General features: G+C 54.1%; 19 protein-coding genes and 1 tRNA gene. 14 read left to right on the forward strand and 6 right to left on the reverse strand.

What is annotated here, in order from left to right; genetic code table 11:
- Positions 1–81 precede the first annotated feature (81 nt).
- Together ABFI50_RS05470 and ABFI50_RS05475 are read left to right on the forward strand one after the other, a co-directional pair.
- Positions 82–795 carry a DUF554 domain-containing protein gene (locus tag ABFI50_RS05470; protein WP_014885214.1) on the forward strand — a complete coding sequence of 238 codons (714 nt, stop codon included), beginning with the start codon at positions 82–84 and terminating at the stop codon, positions 793–795.
- Between the two features lie 95 nt (positions 796–890).
- Positions 891–966 (forward strand) — tRNA-Phe (locus tag ABFI50_RS05475).
- A 140-nt stretch (positions 967–1106) separates the two neighbouring features.
- Here the strand turns inward: ABFI50_RS05475 and ABFI50_RS05480 are convergent.
- Positions 1107–1529, reverse strand: a complete 423-nt coding sequence (locus ABFI50_RS05480; protein WP_230278702.1) for a hypothetical protein — start codon at positions 1527–1529, stop codon at positions 1107–1109.
- 226 nt (positions 1530–1755) lie between these two features.
- Here ABFI50_RS05480 and ABFI50_RS05485 point away from each other — a divergent pair, with 226 nt between their 5' ends.
- Positions 1756–1995: a 2-thiouracil desulfurase family protein gene (locus ABFI50_RS05485; protein ID WP_014885217.1), complete on the forward strand. Its 240-nt coding sequence runs from the start codon at positions 1756–1758 to the stop codon at positions 1993–1995.
- Positions 1996–2041: 46 nt separating this feature from the next.
- Here the strand turns inward: ABFI50_RS05485 and ABFI50_RS05490 are convergent, their stop codons facing one another.
- Entirely contained in the window at positions 2042–2569 is a 528-nt protein-coding gene (locus tag ABFI50_RS05490) for a helix-turn-helix domain-containing protein (RefSeq protein ID WP_045134821.1), read from the reverse strand.
- A gap of 670 nt (positions 2570–3239) precedes the next feature.
- Between ABFI50_RS05490 and pgaA the strand changes: the two genes are divergently transcribed.
- Genes pgaA through pgaD form a run of 4 tightly spaced genes read left to right on the forward strand, consistent with a single transcriptional unit; the run spans position 3240 to position 9388 of the window.
- Entirely contained in the window at positions 3240–5678 is a 2439-nt protein-coding gene (pgaA, locus tag ABFI50_RS05495; protein WP_347485559.1) for a poly-beta-1,6 N-acetyl-D-glucosamine export porin PgaA, read from the forward strand.
- An 8-nt stretch (positions 5679–5686) separates the two neighbouring features.
- Positions 5687–7636, forward strand: a complete 1950-nt coding sequence (gene pgaB / locus ABFI50_RS05500) for a poly-beta-1,6-N-acetyl-D-glucosamine N-deacetylase PgaB (protein WP_250128264.1) — start codon at positions 5687–5689, stop codon at positions 7634–7636.
- Positions 7629–8960 (forward strand): poly-beta-1,6-N-acetyl-D-glucosamine synthase, encoded by a 1332-nt coding sequence (gene pgaC, locus ABFI50_RS05505; RefSeq protein WP_023331300.1) that lies wholly within the window; start codon positions 7629–7631, stop codon positions 8958–8960. Before pgaB ends, pgaC begins: the two co-directional genes overlap by 8 nt.
- Positions 8957–9388 (forward strand): poly-beta-1,6-N-acetyl-D-glucosamine biosynthesis protein PgaD, encoded by a 432-nt coding sequence (gene pgaD, locus ABFI50_RS05510; RefSeq protein ID WP_347485562.1) that lies wholly within the window; start codon positions 8957–8959, stop codon positions 9386–9388. The genes pgaC and pgaD overlap by 4 nt, the downstream gene beginning before the upstream one ends.
- 52 nt (positions 9389–9440) lie before the next feature.
- Here pgaD and gss read toward each other — a convergent pair whose 3' ends face one another.
- Positions 9441–11303, reverse strand: coding sequence for a bifunctional glutathionylspermidine amidase/synthase (gss, locus tag ABFI50_RS05515; protein WP_347485563.1), 1863 nt, complete (start codon positions 11301–11303; stop codon positions 9441–9443).
- Positions 11304–11486: 183 nt separating this feature from the next.
- Between gss and yghU the strand changes: the two genes are divergently transcribed.
- The 4 genes from yghU to ABFI50_RS05535 all read left to right on the forward strand — a co-directional run bounded on the left by yghU (position 11487) and on the right by ABFI50_RS05535 (position 13734).
- A complete protein-coding gene (yghU, locus tag ABFI50_RS05520) occupies positions 11487–12356 on the forward strand; it encodes a glutathione-dependent disulfide-bond oxidoreductase (protein ID WP_014885224.1) in 870 nt (289 codons plus the stop codon).
- 158 nt (positions 12357–12514) lie between these two features.
- Complete coding sequence (locus ABFI50_RS05525; protein ID WP_014885225.1) at positions 12515–12847, forward strand: glycine zipper domain-containing protein; 333 nt, start codon at positions 12515–12517, stop codon at positions 12845–12847.
- 194 nt (positions 12848–13041) lie between these two features.
- Positions 13042–13374, forward strand: coding sequence for a type II toxin-antitoxin system RelE/ParE family toxin (locus tag ABFI50_RS05530; protein ID WP_014885226.1), 333 nt, complete (start codon positions 13042–13044; stop codon positions 13372–13374).
- 12 nt (positions 13375–13386) lie between these two features.
- Positions 13387–13734 (forward strand): DNA-binding protein, encoded by a 348-nt coding sequence (locus tag ABFI50_RS05535; protein WP_014885227.1) that lies wholly within the window; start codon positions 13387–13389, stop codon positions 13732–13734.
- Between the two features lie 7 nt (positions 13735–13741).
- On the opposite strand, the gene ABFI50_RS05540 is transcribed toward ABFI50_RS05535, so the two are convergent.
- Complete coding sequence (locus ABFI50_RS05540; protein WP_063434082.1) at positions 13742–15289, reverse strand: methyl-accepting chemotaxis protein; 1548 nt, start codon at positions 15287–15289, stop codon at positions 13742–13744.
- Positions 15290–15546: 257 nt separating this feature from the next.
- Here ABFI50_RS05540 and ABFI50_RS05545 point away from each other — a divergent pair, with 257 nt between their 5' ends.
- The gene (locus ABFI50_RS05545; RefSeq protein ID WP_023331302.1) at positions 15547–16587 is read left to right on the forward strand and encodes an aldo/keto reductase; all 1041 of its coding nucleotides are present in this window, start codon (positions 15547–15549) and stop codon (positions 16585–16587) included.
- A 44-nt stretch (positions 16588–16631) separates the two neighbouring features.
- Here the strand turns inward: ABFI50_RS05545 and ABFI50_RS05550 are convergent, their stop codons facing one another.
- The gene (locus ABFI50_RS05550; protein WP_014171606.1) at positions 16632–17120 is read right to left on the reverse strand and encodes a TIGR00645 family protein; all 489 of its coding nucleotides are present in this window, start codon (positions 17118–17120) and stop codon (positions 16632–16634) included.
- An 81-nt stretch (positions 17121–17201) separates the two neighbouring features.
- On the reverse strand, positions 17202–17705 hold the full coding sequence (locus ABFI50_RS05555) for a hypothetical protein (RefSeq protein ID WP_008499806.1): 504 nt from the start codon (positions 17703–17705) through the stop codon (positions 17202–17204).
- Positions 17706–17809: 104 nt separating this feature from the next.
- On the opposite strand from ABFI50_RS05555, the gene ABFI50_RS05560 reads away from it, so the two are divergent.
- Together ABFI50_RS05560 and ABFI50_RS05565 are read left to right on the forward strand one after the other, a co-directional pair.
- Positions 17810–18214: a hypothetical protein gene (locus ABFI50_RS05560; protein WP_014885230.1), complete on the forward strand. Its 405-nt coding sequence runs from the start codon at positions 17810–17812 to the stop codon at positions 18212–18214.
- A gap of 1 nt (position 18215) precedes the next feature.
- Positions 18216–18665: a hypothetical protein gene (locus ABFI50_RS05565; RefSeq protein WP_014885231.1), complete on the forward strand. Its 450-nt coding sequence runs from the start codon at positions 18216–18218 to the stop codon at positions 18663–18665.
- The last annotated feature ends 36 nt before the right edge of the window (positions 18666–18701 follow it).

The following is an 18701-nucleotide window of genomic DNA, read 5'->3' on the forward strand; positions in this document are numbered from 1 at the left end:
AAACCTTCCAAAGCTAAGCGTAATGCCCGCTTTGCGTGTCATAATCATGCAATACCAATGATTAAGTAACAGGAGTTAGCGGTGGTAATTGGACCCTTTATCAACGCCGGCGCAGTGCTGCTGGGCGGCATACTTGGCGGCGTGTTAAGCCAGCGGCTACCGGAGCGTATTCGTACCTCCATGCCTTCTATTTTTGGCCTGGCCTCGCTGGGCATCGGCATCCTTTTAGTCATCAAATGCGCCAACCTGCCCGTCATGGTGCTGGCAACGCTGCTCGGCGCACTGATTGGCGAATTTTGCTATCTGGAAAAGGGCATCAATAACGCGGTAGGCAAAGCCAAAAACCTGATTGCCCGACCCGGTAAGGCGAAACACGGCACGCACGAGTCGTTTATTCAGAACTACGTTGCGATCATTATTCTGTTTTGTGCCAGCGGCACCGGGATATTCGGTTCGATGCAAGAAGGGATGACGGGCGACCCGAGTATATTAATTGCGAAAGCGTTTCTCGATTTCTTCACCGCCACCATTTTTGCCACCACGCTCGGTATCGCCGTCGCGGCAATTTGCGTCCCGATGCTGCTGATTCAGCTGGCTCTCGCCACCTGCGCCGCGCTGATACTCCCGCTGACTACGCCGGCAATGATGGCGGACTTTACTGCCGTCGGTGGCCTGCTGTTGCTGGCGACCGGGTTACGCATCTGCGGGATTAAGATGTTTGCCGTGGTGAATATGCTGCCCGCGCTGCTGATCGCCATGCCGCTCTCAGCGCTCTGGACGCGCTTTTTCGCTTAAGAGTGCGGCGAAATGGCGAGAGATTGCGCAGTCCGTAACGAAAACAACATTTTTCGTTGACGGCAGGAAGCAGATCAGGTTTAATGCGCCCCGTTGCCCGGATAGCTCAGTCGGTAGAGCAGGGGATTGAAAATCCCCGTGTCCTTGGTTCGATTCCGAGTCCGGGCACCACTATTTAGAAAACCCAGCCTATGGCTGGGTTTTTGCTTTATGGCTACGGCCGATTTCTGTGCGCTGATAAGCGTGGCTTTAATGCAGGCACGCTTACGCTAATAGCCAGGTAAGTTAATACAGGCGGTGGCTCTTTTTTATCACTTAATTTTGCCGGATAAATTGCTGACCTGATTTGAAAGGTTGTCGTTGCTCCGCTTCATGTCATCAAGGCTTCTTTGCAAACGCTCGATCTTACTCTCCTGCTCAGAATTCTTTCTCTCAAGCTGCAAAACCTTCTGAGTTAGCTCATCGACTTTGCGGTTGTCGGACTTCATCTTCCTCAGGCTATCCTGCATCTCCCTTAGGTCCGACTCCCTGAAATCAGAAGACTCGATTTCATCTGCATTAGAAATTACCGGGATATATCCTCTATTAGCGCTGCTGGGTTTGATACTAACCTGAACTTTATTTAGCCCCGCAGAGTGCGCGTAACCTATTGAAGAAAAATAAAAAAAAGAAACAACACACAGACCAGACAGATATTTATTCATTTCTAACGTCCTTTTAAATTTTTCAATCACTTCCAGGAGTCTCCTTCTGGTATCACCCGCTCAGGATAAAACACATGGCTTAGCCTCTGGCAGTTCATAAACGGGGTTAAAGAGCAGAAGATACTGTTCGTTTTTCATTATAATACGCGTTTCCTCTCCCCCAAAATCCAACCGCCACCCGCTCATTTTCTGCCACCTTATATCCGCCGGTATCGAGATAAGCGCGTTACTACGCACCTTATCAAAGGTATCTCCCATGCCCATCAAAGATATAATCCTGCTTAGCGCCTGCCTGTCAGGGCACCTTGTCCGCTACAACGGTACCGATAAATCCTGTTCCTCAGATCTGCTGCAATACCGGCGCGAAGAAGGCCGTCTGGTCACCCACTGCCCGGAACTGGCAGCGTGGCTGGCGTTGAAAACTGCGCAGAGTCAGGGCGGGATTGAAAATCCCCGTGTCCTTGATTCGATTCTGAGTCCGAACACTACTGTTTAAAGAACCCGCCCAAAAGGCGGGTTTTTGCTTTTGATCTCTTTTCAATCTAGGGATCGTTCCCAATCACATCCAGCAGTTTATTTTTAAAGATAAACAAACACGCCTCATTGAAGTTCTCCGCCCCCAGCCGTTCCGAAAGCGCCGTTCGTTTGCGGTAGAGGCTTTTCACCGACGTATTCAGCTCATCGGCAACGGCTTCCATCGACATCCCTGCCCTCAGCAACCGCAGCATGATCGCCTCGTGCGTGCTAAGCCGTAAGTTAAGCAGCCATTTGGTTGTCAGACGCCTGCCCTTCATATTGAGCACCAGATTAAACAGCGACGCCATATCCGGCGCGGTGAGCGACGTGTTCATAAACAACTTCATACTGAGTAGATTCTCTTCGCGATGTCGCATATCCAGCATAACGCAGCAGATCGTTTTCCTTGTTCTGGCCGGATGACGTATCAGGTAATCATATAAACGGAGCGGAGAACGACTATCAATCAATACAGAGTATTCGTCGGCACCATTATCAAATATGTTTCTGTCAATCGAGTCGAGCAGGATAATATCTGGAAAAAAAAGCCTCATGCCCCTGACAAGATAGCGTTCCTGAGTCACTAACACTATTGAAGTTGCCACTAACCATCCCTTTTAGATTAAAGCAAGAACGCTCCTTCCGAGAAGGCCGCCTTCGTTTTATAGCGCTGTTATATTAACGACAAATGTATTCTGGCTTTGAGCATCCCTCAATACACACATTGATGAGTAAGACTTCCTGTAGACCATCATTCAATGTCTGACATTAATTATAAATAAAAAACAATCTCAGAAAAGACACTTCGCTAAACATTAAGAATTTTTGTCATGAAACTTCCCAAACATGCACAAGAAAGTACTTTAATTGATGCTTCCAGGCCTCATTAAAAATATAAACAAATTTGTCACAATAAAAATAAAATACTTAAATATCATAATGTTATATATACAAAACCCCTTCAATATAATCATAAAAAACCGCTCACTACAGAATTATCTCAAAACCACCCACCCTCTATTCACCATATTTATCCGGCAACATATCAGGTGTACATTACCGTTTACCCAATCCACCGAGATAAGGATCCATAATTACCTTTAAGTAAGTACCCCATAACGTTACTGCATTCAGATTTAATGTTCTCATTTATCGCCTTTAACGCACAGTTAAAAGGCAGCCGTGTTATGCAATGGATTCATGATAAACAAATGGCAAATAGATATGGAAAGATCGCTTCGCTTCAATACGTTATTCTTTTATCGCACCCCAGGATTATTGTTACTGTTATTACTCTTTCCTGTTCTGGTTCAGGCAACGGAATCCGTTTATGAACAAAAGATTCAACAGGCGCGTAACGGTAATTACACGCCGTTTCTTGATTATCTGCAGCATTATCAGCAACAGCACGCCCTGACGCCTGAACAGGTCGCAGACTGGTTACAGGTGGCATCCTGGGCAGGTCATGATGATGAGGTGATTGAGGTCTGGCAGCGTTATGGCATTTATATGCCGCTGCCCGCTCGCGGCGTTGCTGCCGTTGCCCAGGCCAGGAGAAATCAAAAAGCGTGGCAGCCAGCCTTATCGCTCTGGAAAGAGGCGTGCAGCCTTGCGCCGAATAACGATGATTATCGTATCGGCTATATCAAAACCCTGGCCGATGCCCGCATGGATGCACTCGCGCTGCAGGAAGCCCGGCAGCTGGTCACCGAAAACCCCACTCAGGCGCATCTTCAGACGCTCTCGTATGTCTGGTTGCGCCAGGGAAAAAGCTGGGATCGGCTTCTGGCGGACACGCGCGCACTGACTACCGCGCCAGAGAATAACCTCCTGCTCAGCGAGCTTGTCGATGCCCTGACGGATAACCGCGTGAATACCCCCGCGCTCGTCCTTTCACAGCGGGTGCCGCTGTCCCCGGCGGAGCGTCGCCGTCTTGAGCGTAACGCCGCCGCCGAAAGGGTTCGCCTTGCCGATGTGCCAGGCAGAACAGAAAAGGAGCGCCTGCAGCTTGCGCAATCTGCGCTGAATCGTTACGACGTTCTGCTTTCTCGCTGGAAAAGCGAGCCGCAGGCGGCGGAAGATGTCATCCTTGCGCGTATAGACCGGCTCGGCGCGCTGTACGCCCATGCTGATTATCCGCAGGTCATCAGCGAGTATCAGGATCTTATGGCAGCGCAGCACCCGGTGCCGTACTGGGCAATCGGCTGGGTTATCTCCGCGTATCTTCAGGAGAAAAACGCCGATGCCGCCTTCTCGCTTCTGCAACGCTATCCGCAATATGCCGCCGATCCGCAGGACGAAGAGCACGCGCTTTTCTACGCCTGGCTGGATACCGGGCAGTATCGGGCCGCCCGCCAGTATGTAGAGCGCCAGACCCGTAACGTCCCCTGGACCCGCTACGATTTCGGTTCCCCTACCCCTCAGCCGAACGATCGATGGCTCACCGGGCAGTCTCTCCGTTTTAACTATCTGCTGGCGACCCACGCCCTGCCTGAAGCCGAAAAGCTATCTCAGCGTCTGGCGACAACGGCGCCGGGCAACCAGGGATTGCAGATTGACTACGCCACTTTGCTACAGGCGCGGGGCCTGCCGCGTGCGGCCGAGCAGAAGCTGAAAATGGCGGAGGCACTGGAGCCATCAAATCTGGAGCTTGAGCAGCAGCAGGCTTACGTCGCCATGGATCTACAGGAGTGGCAAGAGATGGATTTACTGGCCGACGACGTGCTCGCTCGCGCGCCGGTCGATCGCAGTGCCCGTCGTCTGGACAGGCTCAGAACGGTTCATCATATGTCCGAGCTGCGCCTCAATGCGAGCAAGGGTTTGCACTCCGATAACCCCGTCAGCGGTACGCACGACCTGAACTGGGACGCCACGCTCTATGGCCCGCCAGTTGCGGATAACTGGCGGCTGTTTGCCGGCACCCGCTATGCAGAGGGTAATTTCGATGAAGGCAAAGGCACCAGCCGCCACCTCCTGGGCGGCGTGGAATGGCGGCCTCGTGACCTCCAGCTCGAAGCCGAGCTCTCCAGCAACCGCTATCACGGCGCGAACAAGCCGGGGGCTCGCCTTTTCACAACTTACTTTCTCACCGATAACTGGCAGCTCAGCGGCAGCCTTGAACGCGTATCTCGCACCACGCCCTTACGGGCATTACGCAACGGGATTAGCGCCAACCGGGGGGAAGGCGGCGTGCGCTGGTATCAAAACGAGCGACGTGAGTATCAGTTTAGCGCCGCCGTCAGCCGCTTCTCAGACCACAACCGCCGTCAGGAATACACCCTTACGGGTAAGGAGCGTCTCTGGCAAACCCCATCCCTGACGCTGGATCTCGAACCGGGGATCGCCGCCAGTAAAAACAGCCTGCGGGACACGCTCTATTACAACCCGGCGCGGGATCTGTCCGTAACGGCCGCTCTGTCCGTCGATCATGAGATGTATCGCCATTACGACACCCTCTGGAGCCAGCAGTTCGTGGCAGGCGGCGGCAGCTACTGGCAGAAAAATCAGTCCGCCGGGGCCATCACCCTGCTGGGCTACGGACAACGCATCCAGTGGAACAACGTCATCGATACCGGCGTGATGCTGAACTGGGATAAACGCCCTTACGACGGCAAGCGCGAGAGCAATCTCTCCGTCACGTTTGATGCGACTTTACGCTTTTAAGGATGAATATGCTGAACATACGTTTTTCCGTGAGTGTGATACTCATCGGCTGGTTCTGCCTCAGCGCGAGCATTTGCGCCCAGGCACTCCCGTTTATTGCCCCCAAAGAGAGACCCCAGCTGGAGGCAAGCAAGCCCTGGCCAACGAATCGATTTCTGGTACTGGCCTACCACGACGTTGAAGATGATGCCGCCGATCAGCGCTACCTCTCCGTTCGCACCAGCGCGTTAAACGAGCAAATAAGCTGGCTTTTGCATAACGGCTATCACGCCATCAGCGTGCAGGACATTCTGGACGCCCATGACGGAAAAAGAACGCTGCCGCCGAAAGCCGTTTTGCTCAGTTTTGACGACGGCTACAGCAGCTTTTATACCCGCGTCTGGCCACTGCTTCAGGCCTGGAACGTCCCTGCCCTGTGGGCACCGGTAGGCAGTTGGGTGGACACGCCAGCAAATCAAAAGGTCAATTTTGGTGGTCTGATGACGCCCCGCGATCGCTTCGCAACGTGGGACATGGTGCGCGAGCTCAGCCAGTCTCCGCTGATTGAGATCGGCTCACATACCTGGGCCTCCCATTACGGTATCGTGGCTAACCCTCAGGGAAGCCGCGAGCCTGCCATCGCCAATCGCTTTTACGATAAGGCGACGGGCCGCTATGAAACCGATCGGCAGTTCAGCCAGCGGATCGGCGACGACGTGCGTAAAGTGACCGAGAAAATCACGCAGGTGACGGGCAAAGCACCGCGCGCCTGGGTCTGGCCTTACGGTGCCGCCAACGGTACGTCGCTCGCCATCGCCAGACAACAGGGTTACCAGCTGGCCTTTACGCTGGAAGACGGTCTGGGGGACGTAAATGACCCTGGCAACATTCCCCGTCTGCTGATCGCCGGTAATCCTTCGCTAAAAACCTTTGCCAGTACGGTCAGCCAGATCCAGGAACACGATCCCGTTCGCGTCATGCACGTCGACCTCGACTACGTTTACGATCCCGATCCGGCCCAGCAAACCCAAAATATCAACAGGCTGATCCAGCGAGTCTACGACATGAAAATCAGCCATGTTTTCCTGCAGGCGTTTGCCGACCCGCAGGGCGATGGCCGGATCAAAGCGCTCTATTTCCCCAACCGTCGGCTTCCAGTCCGCGCCGATCTGTTCAATTTTGTCTCCTGGCAGCTCCAGACCCGTGCGGGGGTGAAAGTCTTCGCGTGGATGCCGGTGCTCTCGTTCGATCTCGATCCCTCCCTGCCGCGCGTGCAGCGTCGGGATCGTCAAACGGGCCAGCTGCACGAGGCCACTGAACCTTATATACGGCTCTCCCCGTGGAACCCGCAGGTTCGCCAGCAGGTGACGGACATCTATGAAGATCTGGCCCGCTATAGCACCTTCAATGGGATTTTGTTCCATGACGATGCGGTGCTGACGGACGTTGACGATGCCGGACAAGACGCCGCTCAGGACACAACGCGTCAGAAAAGCCGTCTGCTGATGGGCTTTACCCGTGCGCTGGGCCAGGCGGTGAAGCACATCCGGGGACCGCAGATCAAAACCGCACGCAATATGTTCGTCTTACCCATCCTTGAGCCTGAAAGCGAAGCCTGGTTTGCACAGAATTTTGATGATTTTCTGGCGGCCTATGACTGGACGGTGCCGATGGCCATGCCGCTGATGGAGTCCGTTCCGGCGAACGAAAGCGACGCCTGGCTGACGCGTCTGGTTAACGTGGTCGCCGCTCGTCCCGGCGCGCTCGATAAAACCATTTTCGAACTGCAGGCCAGAGACTGGGAGCAAAAACCGCAGCGTGCCGTTTCCGATAAACAGCTTGTCCAGTGGATGCGCGTTCTCCAGCTGAACGGCGTCAAAAACTACGGCTACTACCCCGACGATTTCATCAACAACCAGCCTGATATCTCCCGCATCAGGCCTGAATTTTCTTCCTACTGGTACCCTGACAATGACTGATCGCATCATCGCTTTTTCTATTTTGTGTCTGGTATTCGGGTTGCCTTTAGGCGTGGCCGCCCTCTTTACCGGCGAACTGATTCTGGATTTTGTGTTCTTCTGGCCGCTGTTCATGTCCGTGCTCTGGGTCACCGGCGGACTCTATTTCTGGTTTCAGCTTGAACGCCACTGGTCGTGGGATAAAGAGACCCCGCCACCCTCGCTCGCTGGCGAGCCGCTTATTTCCATTCTGATCCCCTGTTTCAATGAGGAAAGGAACGCCAGAGAGACCATCAGCGCCGCGCTGGATCAGCGGTATAAGAATATAGAGGTTATCGCCATTAACGATGGCTCTTCTGATAACACGGCGGACGTGCTGCAGCAGCTGGCGCAGGAGCAGCCGCGCCTGCGGGTAATTAACCTCGCGGAAAACCAGGGAAAAGCCGTCGCGCTAAAAGCGGGTGCCGCGGCAGCCCGGGGCGATCTGCTGGTCTGCATTGATGGCGACGCCCTGCTCGACCGCGACACTGCGGTTTATCTGGTAGCCCCGCTGATTCAGTATCCTCACGTCGGCGCGGTCACCGGCAATCCGCGCATTCGCACGCGATCCTCGCTGATTGGGCGCATTCAGGTGGGCGAGTTCTCGTCCATTATTGGCCTTATCAAACGCACGCAGCGGATCTATGGCCGGGTCTTTACCGTGTCCGGCGTCATCGCCGCCTTTCGCCGCCAGGCGCTGGCGGATGTCGGGTACTGGAGCCCGGATATGATCACGGAAGACATCGACATAAGCTGGAAGCTTCAGCTGCGCCACTGGGATATCTTTTTCGAGCCGCGGGCGCTGTGCTGGATCCTGATGCCGGAGACGCTCAAAGGCCTGTGGAAACAGCGCCTGCGCTGGGCTCAGGGCGGCGCGGAGGTGTTTCTGGTCAACCTTCGCAAGGTTGTGCGCTGGGAACATCATCGCATGTGGCCCCTGTTTCTGGAGTACGCGCTGTCCACGCTGTGGGCGTTCGCTTACGCGATGACGGTACTGCTGTTCATTATCAGCCAGGTCGCGCCGATTCCCGCCAGGCTGACCGTTGAGACCCTGTTCCCACCCGCGTTCACCGGTCTGCTGTTGGGCGTCATGTGCCTGCTGCAGTTCCTGGTCAGTTTGTTCATCGAGCGGCGATACGAGCGGAAGGTGGCAAGCTCGCTTTTCTGGGTGATTTGGTTCCCGATGGTGTACTGGATGATTGGCCTGTTCACTACCCTCGTCGCGTTTCCGAAAGTCATGCTTAAACGTCAGCGTGCCCGCGCGCGCTGGATCAGTCCGGACCGGGGAAAAGGAAGCATTCAATGAACGAAAATACCTTAATTTTGACTGAACATCGGCTGTTACCACGTCTTTTCGATGCCGCGTTAACTCTGGTGGCGTGGGGAGGATTTCTGTTTTTCCTGTATGCCAGGCTGTGGATGCAGTTAACCGAAAAGAGTGAACACCGGTGGAGCGTCATTATTGCCTCCTTTAATACGGTGTTGATCTATTTGCTGTTCGCCGCGCTTAACGGATGGCTGCTGATTTTGTGGTATCAGTACAACCGCCGCCGCACGCATGTGAGGCGTCGTCAGCCGGGCTATTTTCACCAGGAGGAGCTGGCCCGCAGCTTTAATGTCTCACCACAGATCATCTCCGAGATGAGCCAGTACAACCTGCTGACGGTCTATCACGATCGGATTGGCCGTATTATTGATCTAAAGATCAGTCAACAGGACGAGGAAGAAGAGTGAAGAAACGTCCCCGCAGAATGGTCTGCGGGGAGCTATTTCGAGCGGTTCTGAGTTACTTATCCTTCACCACAATCAGCGGTTCAATATCGCTCTCTTTCTTCACCACCAGCGAGTCATCTCCGCGCAGACAGGTGCCGCCGTAGTTCCCGCCGACGGTAAAGGTGCAGACCTGAATGTACTTGCCGTCAACGTTTGGCAGGCACCACAGCTGCTGGTAAATGTTTTTGCGATCGATAAACTTACCGCTGGATTTATCCAGCAGTTCGTCCTGGGCACTAATGAGATCGATATTGCTGCCGCAGCGTCCGGCAATCGGCTTGACGGCATAACCGGTCTGTTTCAGCAGGTCGTTAACCTCAAAATCGGTGTCGAGCAGGTAACGGTGGTTCGGGAAAAGCTGCCACAGTACCGGCAGAATGGCTTTGTTGCCCGGTATCACCGTCCACAGCGGCTCAAAGACCAGCACTTCCGGACGCAGCAGGACGTCGATCAGGCGCACTTCACCCTCGGGATGTCCGGTCCGAATCGGCACGGCGGCATATTCGGTTTCGCTGACCTCGCGGATTTGCTCTATCGCCGTTTCCCACGCCCAGGTTTTCCACACGCAGTTGACGTGGCGACCTTCGTCGTCAATCAGCTGCCCGGCAGCATCCCAGCTCAGCGTCCCCAGCCCGTGCAAAATTTTGGTTTCAAACCCGGCCTGTAACAGTGAACGCTGAATAAAGAGCGCGTGATAATCCTCTTCGACATCGTTGTCCTGCATGATGTGCACGAACGGACGCGCGTGGCTGTGTTTCCACGCGCCGGTCAGCTCTTCCAGCAACCCTTCTGCCGGGTTATGGCCGTGGCCGCGATAACCGTTTTTCACCCACTCTTCGAGAATCAACCCGCCCTCGGTATGGCAGGACGCGGAGTCGGCATTGTACTCGTAGACCTTAATCCCGCGCTCATCCATGCAAAAATCCATACGGCCGGTGATCATATGGTGACGACGCCACTGCCAGGAGAGGCGCAGGCGCGGCCAGAGGATTTTTGGAATGTCGAAAAGCGCCAGCAAATTGTCGTCTTTCAGCACCTTGTCCGTCGCGTGCAGGTACATCAGGTGCAGTTCGTTGGTGGCCTTGATCAGCTCCTGCTCGGCGCTTTCGGTGATGGTGAAGTACTGGCAGGGATCTTGATTGATCACATGACCGTTCGCGCGGATATACGCCTGCTGCAGCGCGTCATTTTCGTTGAGCCATTTTCCGTCGAACTGACGTTTGTTTTTCAGCCGCGCACCGCGAATTTTCAGCAGTTCGCCGTCGATTTCCGGCTGGGGAATGCTGTGTTCCGTGTCGTCGGTCTGGATCATCCAGCCGAGAATTTCCGTGTCGCTGAAGGTGTCATGGATTGTGTAACATCCGTTCTCCACGCTCAGCCGCAGCTCGCGCGTCCACTGCTGCCCGAGCGGCAGCGGGGAGTGCAGGACGTTCTGCTCTGCAATGCGCACCTTGTCGTCCAGAAGCTGGGTGATCACCGCCACGTGGCCGGTCTCATGAAACTCACCGCCCTTTTGCCAGATCAGCAGCGCCCCGGCGCGCGGCGCGCGCTTCGAGCCGTTGGCAAACGCCTGAAGGGGCAGAATGTTATCGTTCACTACCTGACGCAAAAAGCGCAGGGAGAAGATCTCCCACGCCATGCCGACGTCGGTAAACACGAAACCATAGTTGAGGAACAGGAAACGGCGGGCAAACTCAACACACTGCCATTTGTGGCCCATGTATTCGTTGCCGATATAACTGCGAAAATCCGCATCTTCCGGGTATTTTCGCGGGTCCAGACTGCCGTAATTTGAGGAGTAAATCGCCACGCCACCCGGCGCATAGCCTAACAACGTCCCGAATGGCGCATCACTGCTTAACTTTCCTTTACGCATGTATCCAACCTAAAACAGGCAGGCGGCAATTTTTTGAAGGGTTGTCGTCGTCTGCACGTTGTAATTAACCTGACAGAGGTGGAATTATCATACACCTGCCCTGTCCATTACGCTCGCATCGTTAAACGGTTCCCCTGCCACCTGCTAAACTGCCTCAACACAACACCAAAGAGGCAGACCAACATGTCAGACGAAAACACCTATCAGCCACCGAAAGTGTGGGAATGGAAAAAGAACGGCGGCGGCGCGTTCGCCAATATTAACCGCCCGATTTCGGGCGCGACGCATGAGAAAGATCTCCCCGTGGGCTCCCATCCGCTGCAACTTTATTCGCTGGGAACACCTAACGGCCAGAAAGTGACCATCATGCTTGAAGAGCTGCTGGCGCTGGGCGTGACGGGCGCGGAGTATGACGCCTGGTTGATCCGCATCGGCGAGGGCGATCAGTTCTCCAGCGGGTTCGTTGAAGTGAACCCGAACTCGAAAATACCGGCGCTGCGGGATCACTCCACGACCCCACCAACGCGCGTCTTTGAATCCGGCAATATCCTGCTCTATCTGGCAGAGAAGTTTGGTCACTTCCTGCCGAAAGATCCGGCGGGACGCACCGAAACGCTGAACTGGTTGTTCTGGCTGCAGGGCGCGGCGCCATTCCTGGGCGGCGGTTTTGGTCACTTCTACAACTACGCGCCAGTGAAAATTGAGTACGCGATCGATCGCTTTACCATGGAAGCCAAACGCCTGTTCGACGTGCTGGATAAACAGCTGGCGCGCGGCCGTTACGTGGCGGGCGAGGAGTACACCATCGCGGATATGGCGATCTGGCCATGGTTTGGCTGCGTGGCCCTGGGTAGCGTCTATAACGCCGCCGAGTTCCTGGATGCCGAAAAGTACACCAACGTCCAGCGTTGGGCGAAAGACGTGGCGAACCGCCATGCCGTGAAGCGTGGACGCATCGTTAACCGCACCAGCGGCGAGCTGAACGAGCAACTGCACGAACGTCACGCAGCGAGCGACTTCGATACCAACACGGAAGACAAGCGTCAGGCGTAATGCTTTGCCGGGCGGGCCACCGCCCGGCAGATGAGATCCTTGCCAGGGGCATGATTAGCCTAAAGGTTGAGCCGCAATTGCTGGCACTATCTGGCCGTTTTTCTCGCGCAGATGTGAGAAACGACGTATCAATCGACAGCAGTCACAAAGGATCTGTTATGAAACTTATTAAAACAACGCTGGTCATCAGCGCTCTCCTTTTTTCCACCTCGGGAATGGCCATCGACAAAACCGCCGCTGGCGCGGTAGCGGGCGCCGCCATTGGCGCGGCCACAGGCAAAGATCTGAAATCCACCGTCGGCGGTGCCGTTGTTGGCGCAGGTACAGGTGCCATGTTCAAAAACGGCGAAAAAGGTAAAGACGCACGTAAGGGGGGTGCCGTGGGTGCCGTCGTTGGCGCAGGAGCGGCTGCCGTGACGGGCAAGAGTGTGCTGAAAGGAGCGGCCGTGGGTGCGGGCACGGGTGCACTGATTGGCGAAGCGACCCACTGATAAGTATTGCCGGGCAGCGCTGCGTTTGCCCGGCCACAGCGTTGTTCAATAATCCCCCCCCCTGCCAAATCTCTCGTTTTTGCGATCCGCTTTCTGAAAATTATCTTCCCGCTCAGTTATTACGATGCAAACAATTGCCTGTCGTAGCCTGAAGATTACAATGCTTTGCTTATCGTAAACTACAGGCTACAATAATGGCTAACGTTAAACACTACATTACAGCTGATGGATATGATCCTTTTGATGCATATCTGCGAAGTTTGAAAGATCCCATAGCAAAAGCCATGATTGCCACGCGTGTCGCCAGAATGTCGACGGGTAACTATGGCGATTGCAAACCATGCAGAGAGAGTGTGTCAGAGCTCAGAATTGACCGGGGACCCGGCTATCGTGTCTATTTTAGTGAAGTCTCCGATCCGGCAGATGGCGCAGTAAGTCTGGTGCTATTGACTGGAACGAAAAAAAAGCAAAATGCAGACATTGAAAGGGCCGTTGAGTACCTCAACGACTACAAGCGCAGAATATAAGAGGAAATCGCAATGGCTAAATCAGTACTTCATGATGACGCAATGGTACAACTCCTGAAAGATTCTCCGGATTTCGCGCCCGTCTATCTTCACCAGGCTTTCATTGAAATTGACGAGCCAGGAGGCTATGAGGCGTTCATGCTCGCCTTACGGCATGTGATCGAAGCCTCTGGCGGGATGACTGTTATTGCAAAACGTGCTGGCATTTCTCGCGAATCACTTTATAAATCACTCTCACCAAACGGTAACCCCTCATTTAAGCGTATCGCAGAAGTGGCATCTGCAACGGGATATCCGATTTCTCGAATTGCAACAGCAGGGTTAAACGATAATACAAGGCCGCATCAGGCGGCCTTGTAACGTTGTGTTATGCCGTCAGGCGGAACTTCTGCACCGAACGCTGAAGCTCTTCGGTCTGACGTTCCAGCGCGGCGGCTGCCGCGGAAACCTCTTCCACCAGCGAGGCGTTTTGCTGGGTGACGCCGTCCATCTGCGTAATAGCAATCCCGACCTGCGAAATGCCCTTGCTTTGCTCTTCAGAAGCGGAAGCGATTTGCTTCATAATGGTCGTCACTTCCGTCACGTCGCGTAAGATGGCATCCATGGTCGTGCCCGTGTCGCCCACCAGCTGTGCCCCCTGTTCTACGCGATTAACCGAATCAGCAATCAGCCCCTCAATTTCCTTGGCCGCGTTGGCGCTGCGGCTTGCCAGATTACGGACTTCCCCCGCGACGACGGCGAAACCGCGGCCCTGCTCGCCCGCGCGTGCCGCTTCAACGGCTGCGTTGAGCGCCAGGATATTGGTCTGGAAGGCAATACTGTTGATGACGTTGGTGATTTCAGCAATTTTCTTCGAGCTTTCGGAAATACCGCTCATGGTGGTAACCACCTCTTCCACCAGTGAACCGCCGCGGCTGGCAGTGGTTGAAGCCACATCGGCAAGCTGGCTGGCCTGACGCGCGCTTTCCGCGTTCAGTTTCACGGTGGCGGTCAGCTGTTCCATGCTGGCCGCCGTCTCTTCCAGTGCGGCAGCCTGCTCTTCGGTGCGCGAAGAGAGATCGTTATTGCCGCTGGAGATTTCCGTCGCCCCGCGCCAGATATTTTCACTGCCCGAGCGAATCGTACTGACGGCTTCACGCAGGCTGTCCTGCATGGCACTCAGCAGGGGAACCAGTTGTCCCACACAGTTGCGGCCGAACGGCGCAATGGGCTGGCTGAGATCGCCCTGGGCAATCTGGCGGAACTGCTGGCGGATACGCTCCAGCGGTTTTACCAGCATCGCCACCAGGTAACGGTCGGTAAAGAGCAGAATCAGCAGACCGATAATCGTGGCGACGATAATCACCGTGCGGGTCATACTGGTCAGGCCGTCCACCACCACGCGGGTACTGTCGAGCGTGTTCGCAGCGGCAGTGTTGAACGCCTCGGCAGCCGCACCGAACGCACGGCTAAACGGTGGCGTGACGTTGTTGGCCTGCTGGCGGTAGCCTTCCAGAGCCCCCTGCTTCGCCTGCGCCATTTGCGGCGTCACGCCCTGGTCGAGCAGCGCCTGCCAGGAGCCGATCACCCGGGATGCGATCGCCTCATCCATCGGGCCGGGTGACATCGCTTTCATCTCGGCCAGTTTCTTGCCCATGTTATCCAGCGCCTGTTGGGCGGAGGACAAATCGGGCGTGCCGCCAGCGGCTTTGACTTCCATTGCGCGGCTCAGGCGGGTCACGAAGCGGAAATACTGATCGTTGCCCTGGCTCAGTACCGTCATCTGTTTCACCAGATGGCGATCAACTTCATTGCCCTCTGAAACGCGTGACAAAGACCAGGTGCTGTACAGCCCAACGCCCGCCCACATTAAACAAAAGATCCCGAGAATCGTCAGCATGACGAAGCGGATCGTGAAATTACGTAGCATATTCATAAGATTTCCTTGCCGTGAGGGTGAATTCGCCCAGAGGCGAGTACTCCTCTCTTTATCGGCAGGCAGCGCGGAAATTATAACCTTTTGTGATTATTTTTAATTAGCGCGGCTTCACAGGTCGCACAGCCAGGGTTAATTATTACCTTTCAATATGAAGGGGTTAAACCCTGTCATCGCTTCTGTGAACAATTTATGATTTGATAAACGCAGAATAAAAACGCTGTTTCGAAAATTCATTAAATAAGAAAGGAGACATCATGTCCTGGCACCCTTCCCCTGACCGCTACGAGAACATGCAGTACCGCTATTGTGGAAAGAGCGGCCTGCGCCTGCCAGCGCTGTCGCTGGGTCTGTGGCATAGCTTTGGCCACGTCCAGCCTCTCGATGCCCAGCGCGCACTGCTACGTAAAGCCTTCGATCTCGGCATTACCCATTTCGATCTTGCCAACAACTACGGCCCACCGGCAGGGAGCGCAGAGGAGAACTTTGGCCGCCTGCTGCGAGAGGACTTTGCCGCGTACCGCGATGAGCTCATCATCTCCACTAAAGCCGGTTACGACATGTGGCCGGGGCCGTACGGTTCAGGCGGTTCACGCAAATACCTGCTCGCCAGCCTCGATCAAAGCCTGAAACGCATGGGGGTCGAGTACGTTGATATTTTCTACTCCCACCGCGTGGATGAAAATACGCCGATGGAAGAGACGGCCTCAGCGCTGGCTCACGCCGTGCAGAGCGGCAAAGCGCTGTACGTCGGGATCTCGTCCTACTCAACGGAGCGCACTCAAAAAATGGCCGGGTTACTGCGCGAGTGGAAGATCCCACTGCTCATCCACCAGCCGTCCTATAACCTGCTTAACCGCTGGGTCGATAAGACCGGATTGCTGGATGCGCTGGAAGCAAACGGTACGGGATGTATTGCCTTTACCCCGCTGGCGCAGGGTCTGCTGACCGGGAAATACCTGAACGGCATTCCGGAAGGTTCACGCATGCAGCGAGAAGGGCATAAGGTGCGCGGGCTGACAGAGAAGATGCTGACCGACGCCAACCTGAGCAGTCTTCGTCTGCTCAATGAGATGGCACAGGCGCGTGGCCAGACCATGGCGCAAATGGCGTTGAGCTGGTTGCTGAAAGATGCGCGCGTGACGTCAGTGCTGATTGGTGCCAGCCGTCCGGAACAGCTTGAGGAGAACGTGCGGGCGCTGGATAACCTGCGCTTTACAGAGGACGAACTCACGCGGATTGACCAGCATGTTGCGGATGGGGAGTTGAATCTGTGGCAGGCGTCGTCGGATAAATAGTGCAGATTGATGCCCTCTCCCCTCTGGGGAGAGGGATATGCACTTTACTTCTTACTGATCTTATCCAGATACCCCATCACAAACGCCGACAGCACAAACGTCAGGTGGATAATCACGTACCACATCAGTTTATTATCTGGGACATTCTTCGCGTCCATAAACACGCGCAACAGGTGGATAGAGGAGATCGCCACAATCGACGCTGCCACTTTATTCTTCAGCGACGAGGCATCCATTTTGCCCAGCCAGTTGAGCTTCTCCTTGCGCTCGTCGATATCAAGCTGGGAGACAAAATTCTCGTAGCCGGAAAACATCACCATCACCAGCAATCCCCCCACCAGGGTCATATCCACCAGCGACAGCAGAACCAGAATCAGGTCCGCTTCGGCAATGGAAAAAATGTTCGGCAGAACATGCAGGATTTCCTGAAAAAACTTAATCGTCAGCGCGATAAGTGCCAGCGAAAGGCCAAAATAGACGGGAGCCAGTATCCAGCGGGAGGCGTACATGGCATTTTCAAAGAAGCGTTCCATAAAGTCCTGTTTGCAAAAGAAACCAGCGCCCAGTATATCTCAACGGCGCTGGCTGTTTGCAAGAACTCAACTGTTCATGACTTAGACGTTGTCTGGATTAACCTCCGGACGCGCATACTCCGGCCAGACCAGCACCACAAGTTCGGGGTAGGCTTCCAGACTGAACTCACGAAAACACTGGCGAAGGTTTAATACGTCCAGGTCTGAATACGAGACCTTCTCTCCGTTAAGACAGCGCTTTTTGATATTGTCGTAATATTTATAAACCGCTGAATTCAGGTCGCTGCAACGACGCTGCGCCTCAAACAGACCGGGCGTGTCATTAATTTCGGACATTTTCATACGCTTAATTGTCGCGTGTAAAAAGTCGATATATTCGTGATTTACCCGCCAGTACCAGACAGGCGTAACAGAGTTCATCAAAACAGAGAAATGGTCTTCACCTTCCTCTTTTGTCATCAGTTCAGGCTGTGGAGGTTCACTGGTGTCTTTCGACACTTTCGTTTTATTGAACTCCTGCATCAATAAAAGCACACCAGCGGTCAGTAATAGTAATGTGATGACCGTAAAAAAGATGCTGTTCATGGGTTGGCTCCATTTTTTTTGATTTTAAAATTGCCTCATGATATTGTCAACGAATCTCACGCCTTTACCAACCCCACCCTGTTGAAAATAAAGGAAATTAAAAAATGCTGCCCGACTATCTCGTCCCGGCTAAGTACCACATTACGCCTGTGGAACAGCAACCGACGGAAGAAGAAAAAAAGGCCAGTTTCACTCAGGGGAAAAGAAAGCTCTCCGATTTCGAGCCTGATATATTAATTGGTGTTTCCCGCACTGGCAAATCCCGTAATATGTTGCTGGAGGAGCACGATCGCCATATAAAAGACCGCTTATTTCGCGCTATAAAAATTGAGGCCTTCGTCCACCTGCTGAATGACCTCCAGGCTGAAGGCGAAATAGATGCCCAGAAACTAAGTCAAATAATGGCTGAAAAAACAAAAGAAATAAATGAAGCGGGCAATGAAATTTGGCTTAATCTAATTACGCGTGAAAAAAACAACCCTATTTTTTATACCCTTGGGGAAGATTAACGTGAAAGAAGTTAAAGACAACGACGTTTATTTGACTTTAGATGATAAAAAAAGTGATGAATTTATCTTAAAGCAAAATCTCGACGCCCTGAGAAACACAAAAAATATCGAGATGACGCGTATTACGCAAGACCTGGTATCGATTCCGGCGACGCTGGTGCGGCTGAAATGGCAGAATCGCCGCGAGATTTACCCGCTACAGGTCAAAGAAGAGATTTACGGTGCGGTGATAAATAGCCTCATCGAGCAGCAACCCGAGCTGAAAGAGAAGCTGCTGGGCCGGCTCGAGGCCAACTATCAGTATCTGCTTGCCAGAGAAGTCGCCACCCTGCGCCTGACGCGCAAGCTGTCAGCCGGTGAGTACCGTACCTCAAACGTCACCTGCGTTGCGCTCGACGAAGACACGCTGGCAACCTCCTCTGCCGCGCAGACGGATAATAAAAACGCATAAACCGACAGATATAAAAAAAGCCGGCTTTCGCCAGCT

Source organism: Enterobacter sp. HNDS-6 (assembly GCF_039850505.1).
GTDB classification, from domain to species: Bacteria; Pseudomonadota; Gammaproteobacteria; order Enterobacterales; family Enterobacteriaceae; genus Enterobacter; species Enterobacter kobei.

Excerpts from the sequence above, each read along its gene's own strand:
- ABFI50_RS05485 (WP_014885217.1), top strand. The coding sequence starts at position 1,756 with ATGCCCATCAAAGATATAATCCTGCTTAGCGCCTGCCTGTCAGGGCAC.
- ABFI50_RS05490 (WP_045134821.1), bottom strand. The coding sequence starts at position 2,569 with ATGAGGCTTTTTTTTCCAGATATTATCCTGCTCGACTCGATTGACAGA.
- pgaA (WP_347485559.1), top strand. The coding sequence starts at position 3,240 with ATGGAAAGATCGCTTCGCTTCAATACGTTATTCTTTTATCGCACCCCA.
- pgaB (WP_250128264.1), top strand. The coding sequence starts at position 5,687 with ATGCTGAACATACGTTTTTCCGTGAGTGTGATACTCATCGGCTGGTTC.
- pgaC (WP_023331300.1), top strand. The coding sequence starts at position 7,629 with ATGACTGATCGCATCATCGCTTTTTCTATTTTGTGTCTGGTATTCGGG.
- pgaD (WP_347485562.1), top strand. The coding sequence starts at position 8,957 with ATGAACGAAAATACCTTAATTTTGACTGAACATCGGCTGTTACCACGT.
- gss (WP_347485563.1), bottom strand. The coding sequence starts at position 11,303 with ATGCGTAAAGGAAAGTTAAGCAGTGATGCGCCATTCGGGACGTTGTTA.
- yghU (WP_014885224.1), top strand. The coding sequence starts at position 11,487 with ATGTCAGACGAAAACACCTATCAGCCACCGAAAGTGTGGGAATGGAAA.
- ABFI50_RS05525 (WP_014885225.1), top strand. The coding sequence starts at position 12,515 with ATGAAACTTATTAAAACAACGCTGGTCATCAGCGCTCTCCTTTTTTCC.
- ABFI50_RS05530 (WP_014885226.1), top strand. The coding sequence starts at position 13,042 with ATGGCTAACGTTAAACACTACATTACAGCTGATGGATATGATCCTTTT.
- ABFI50_RS05535 (WP_014885227.1), top strand. The coding sequence starts at position 13,387 with ATGGCTAAATCAGTACTTCATGATGACGCAATGGTACAACTCCTGAAA.
- ABFI50_RS05540 (WP_063434082.1), bottom strand. The coding sequence starts at position 15,289 with ATGAATATGCTACGTAATTTCACGATCCGCTTCGTCATGCTGACGATT.
- ABFI50_RS05545 (WP_023331302.1), top strand. The coding sequence starts at position 15,547 with ATGTCCTGGCACCCTTCCCCTGACCGCTACGAGAACATGCAGTACCGC.
- ABFI50_RS05550 (WP_014171606.1), bottom strand. The coding sequence starts at position 17,120 with ATGGAACGCTTCTTTGAAAATGCCATGTACGCCTCCCGCTGGATACTG.
- ABFI50_RS05555 (WP_008499806.1), bottom strand. The coding sequence starts at position 17,705 with ATGAACAGCATCTTTTTTACGGTCATCACATTACTATTACTGACCGCT.
- ABFI50_RS05560 (WP_014885230.1), top strand. The coding sequence starts at position 17,810 with ATGCTGCCCGACTATCTCGTCCCGGCTAAGTACCACATTACGCCTGTG.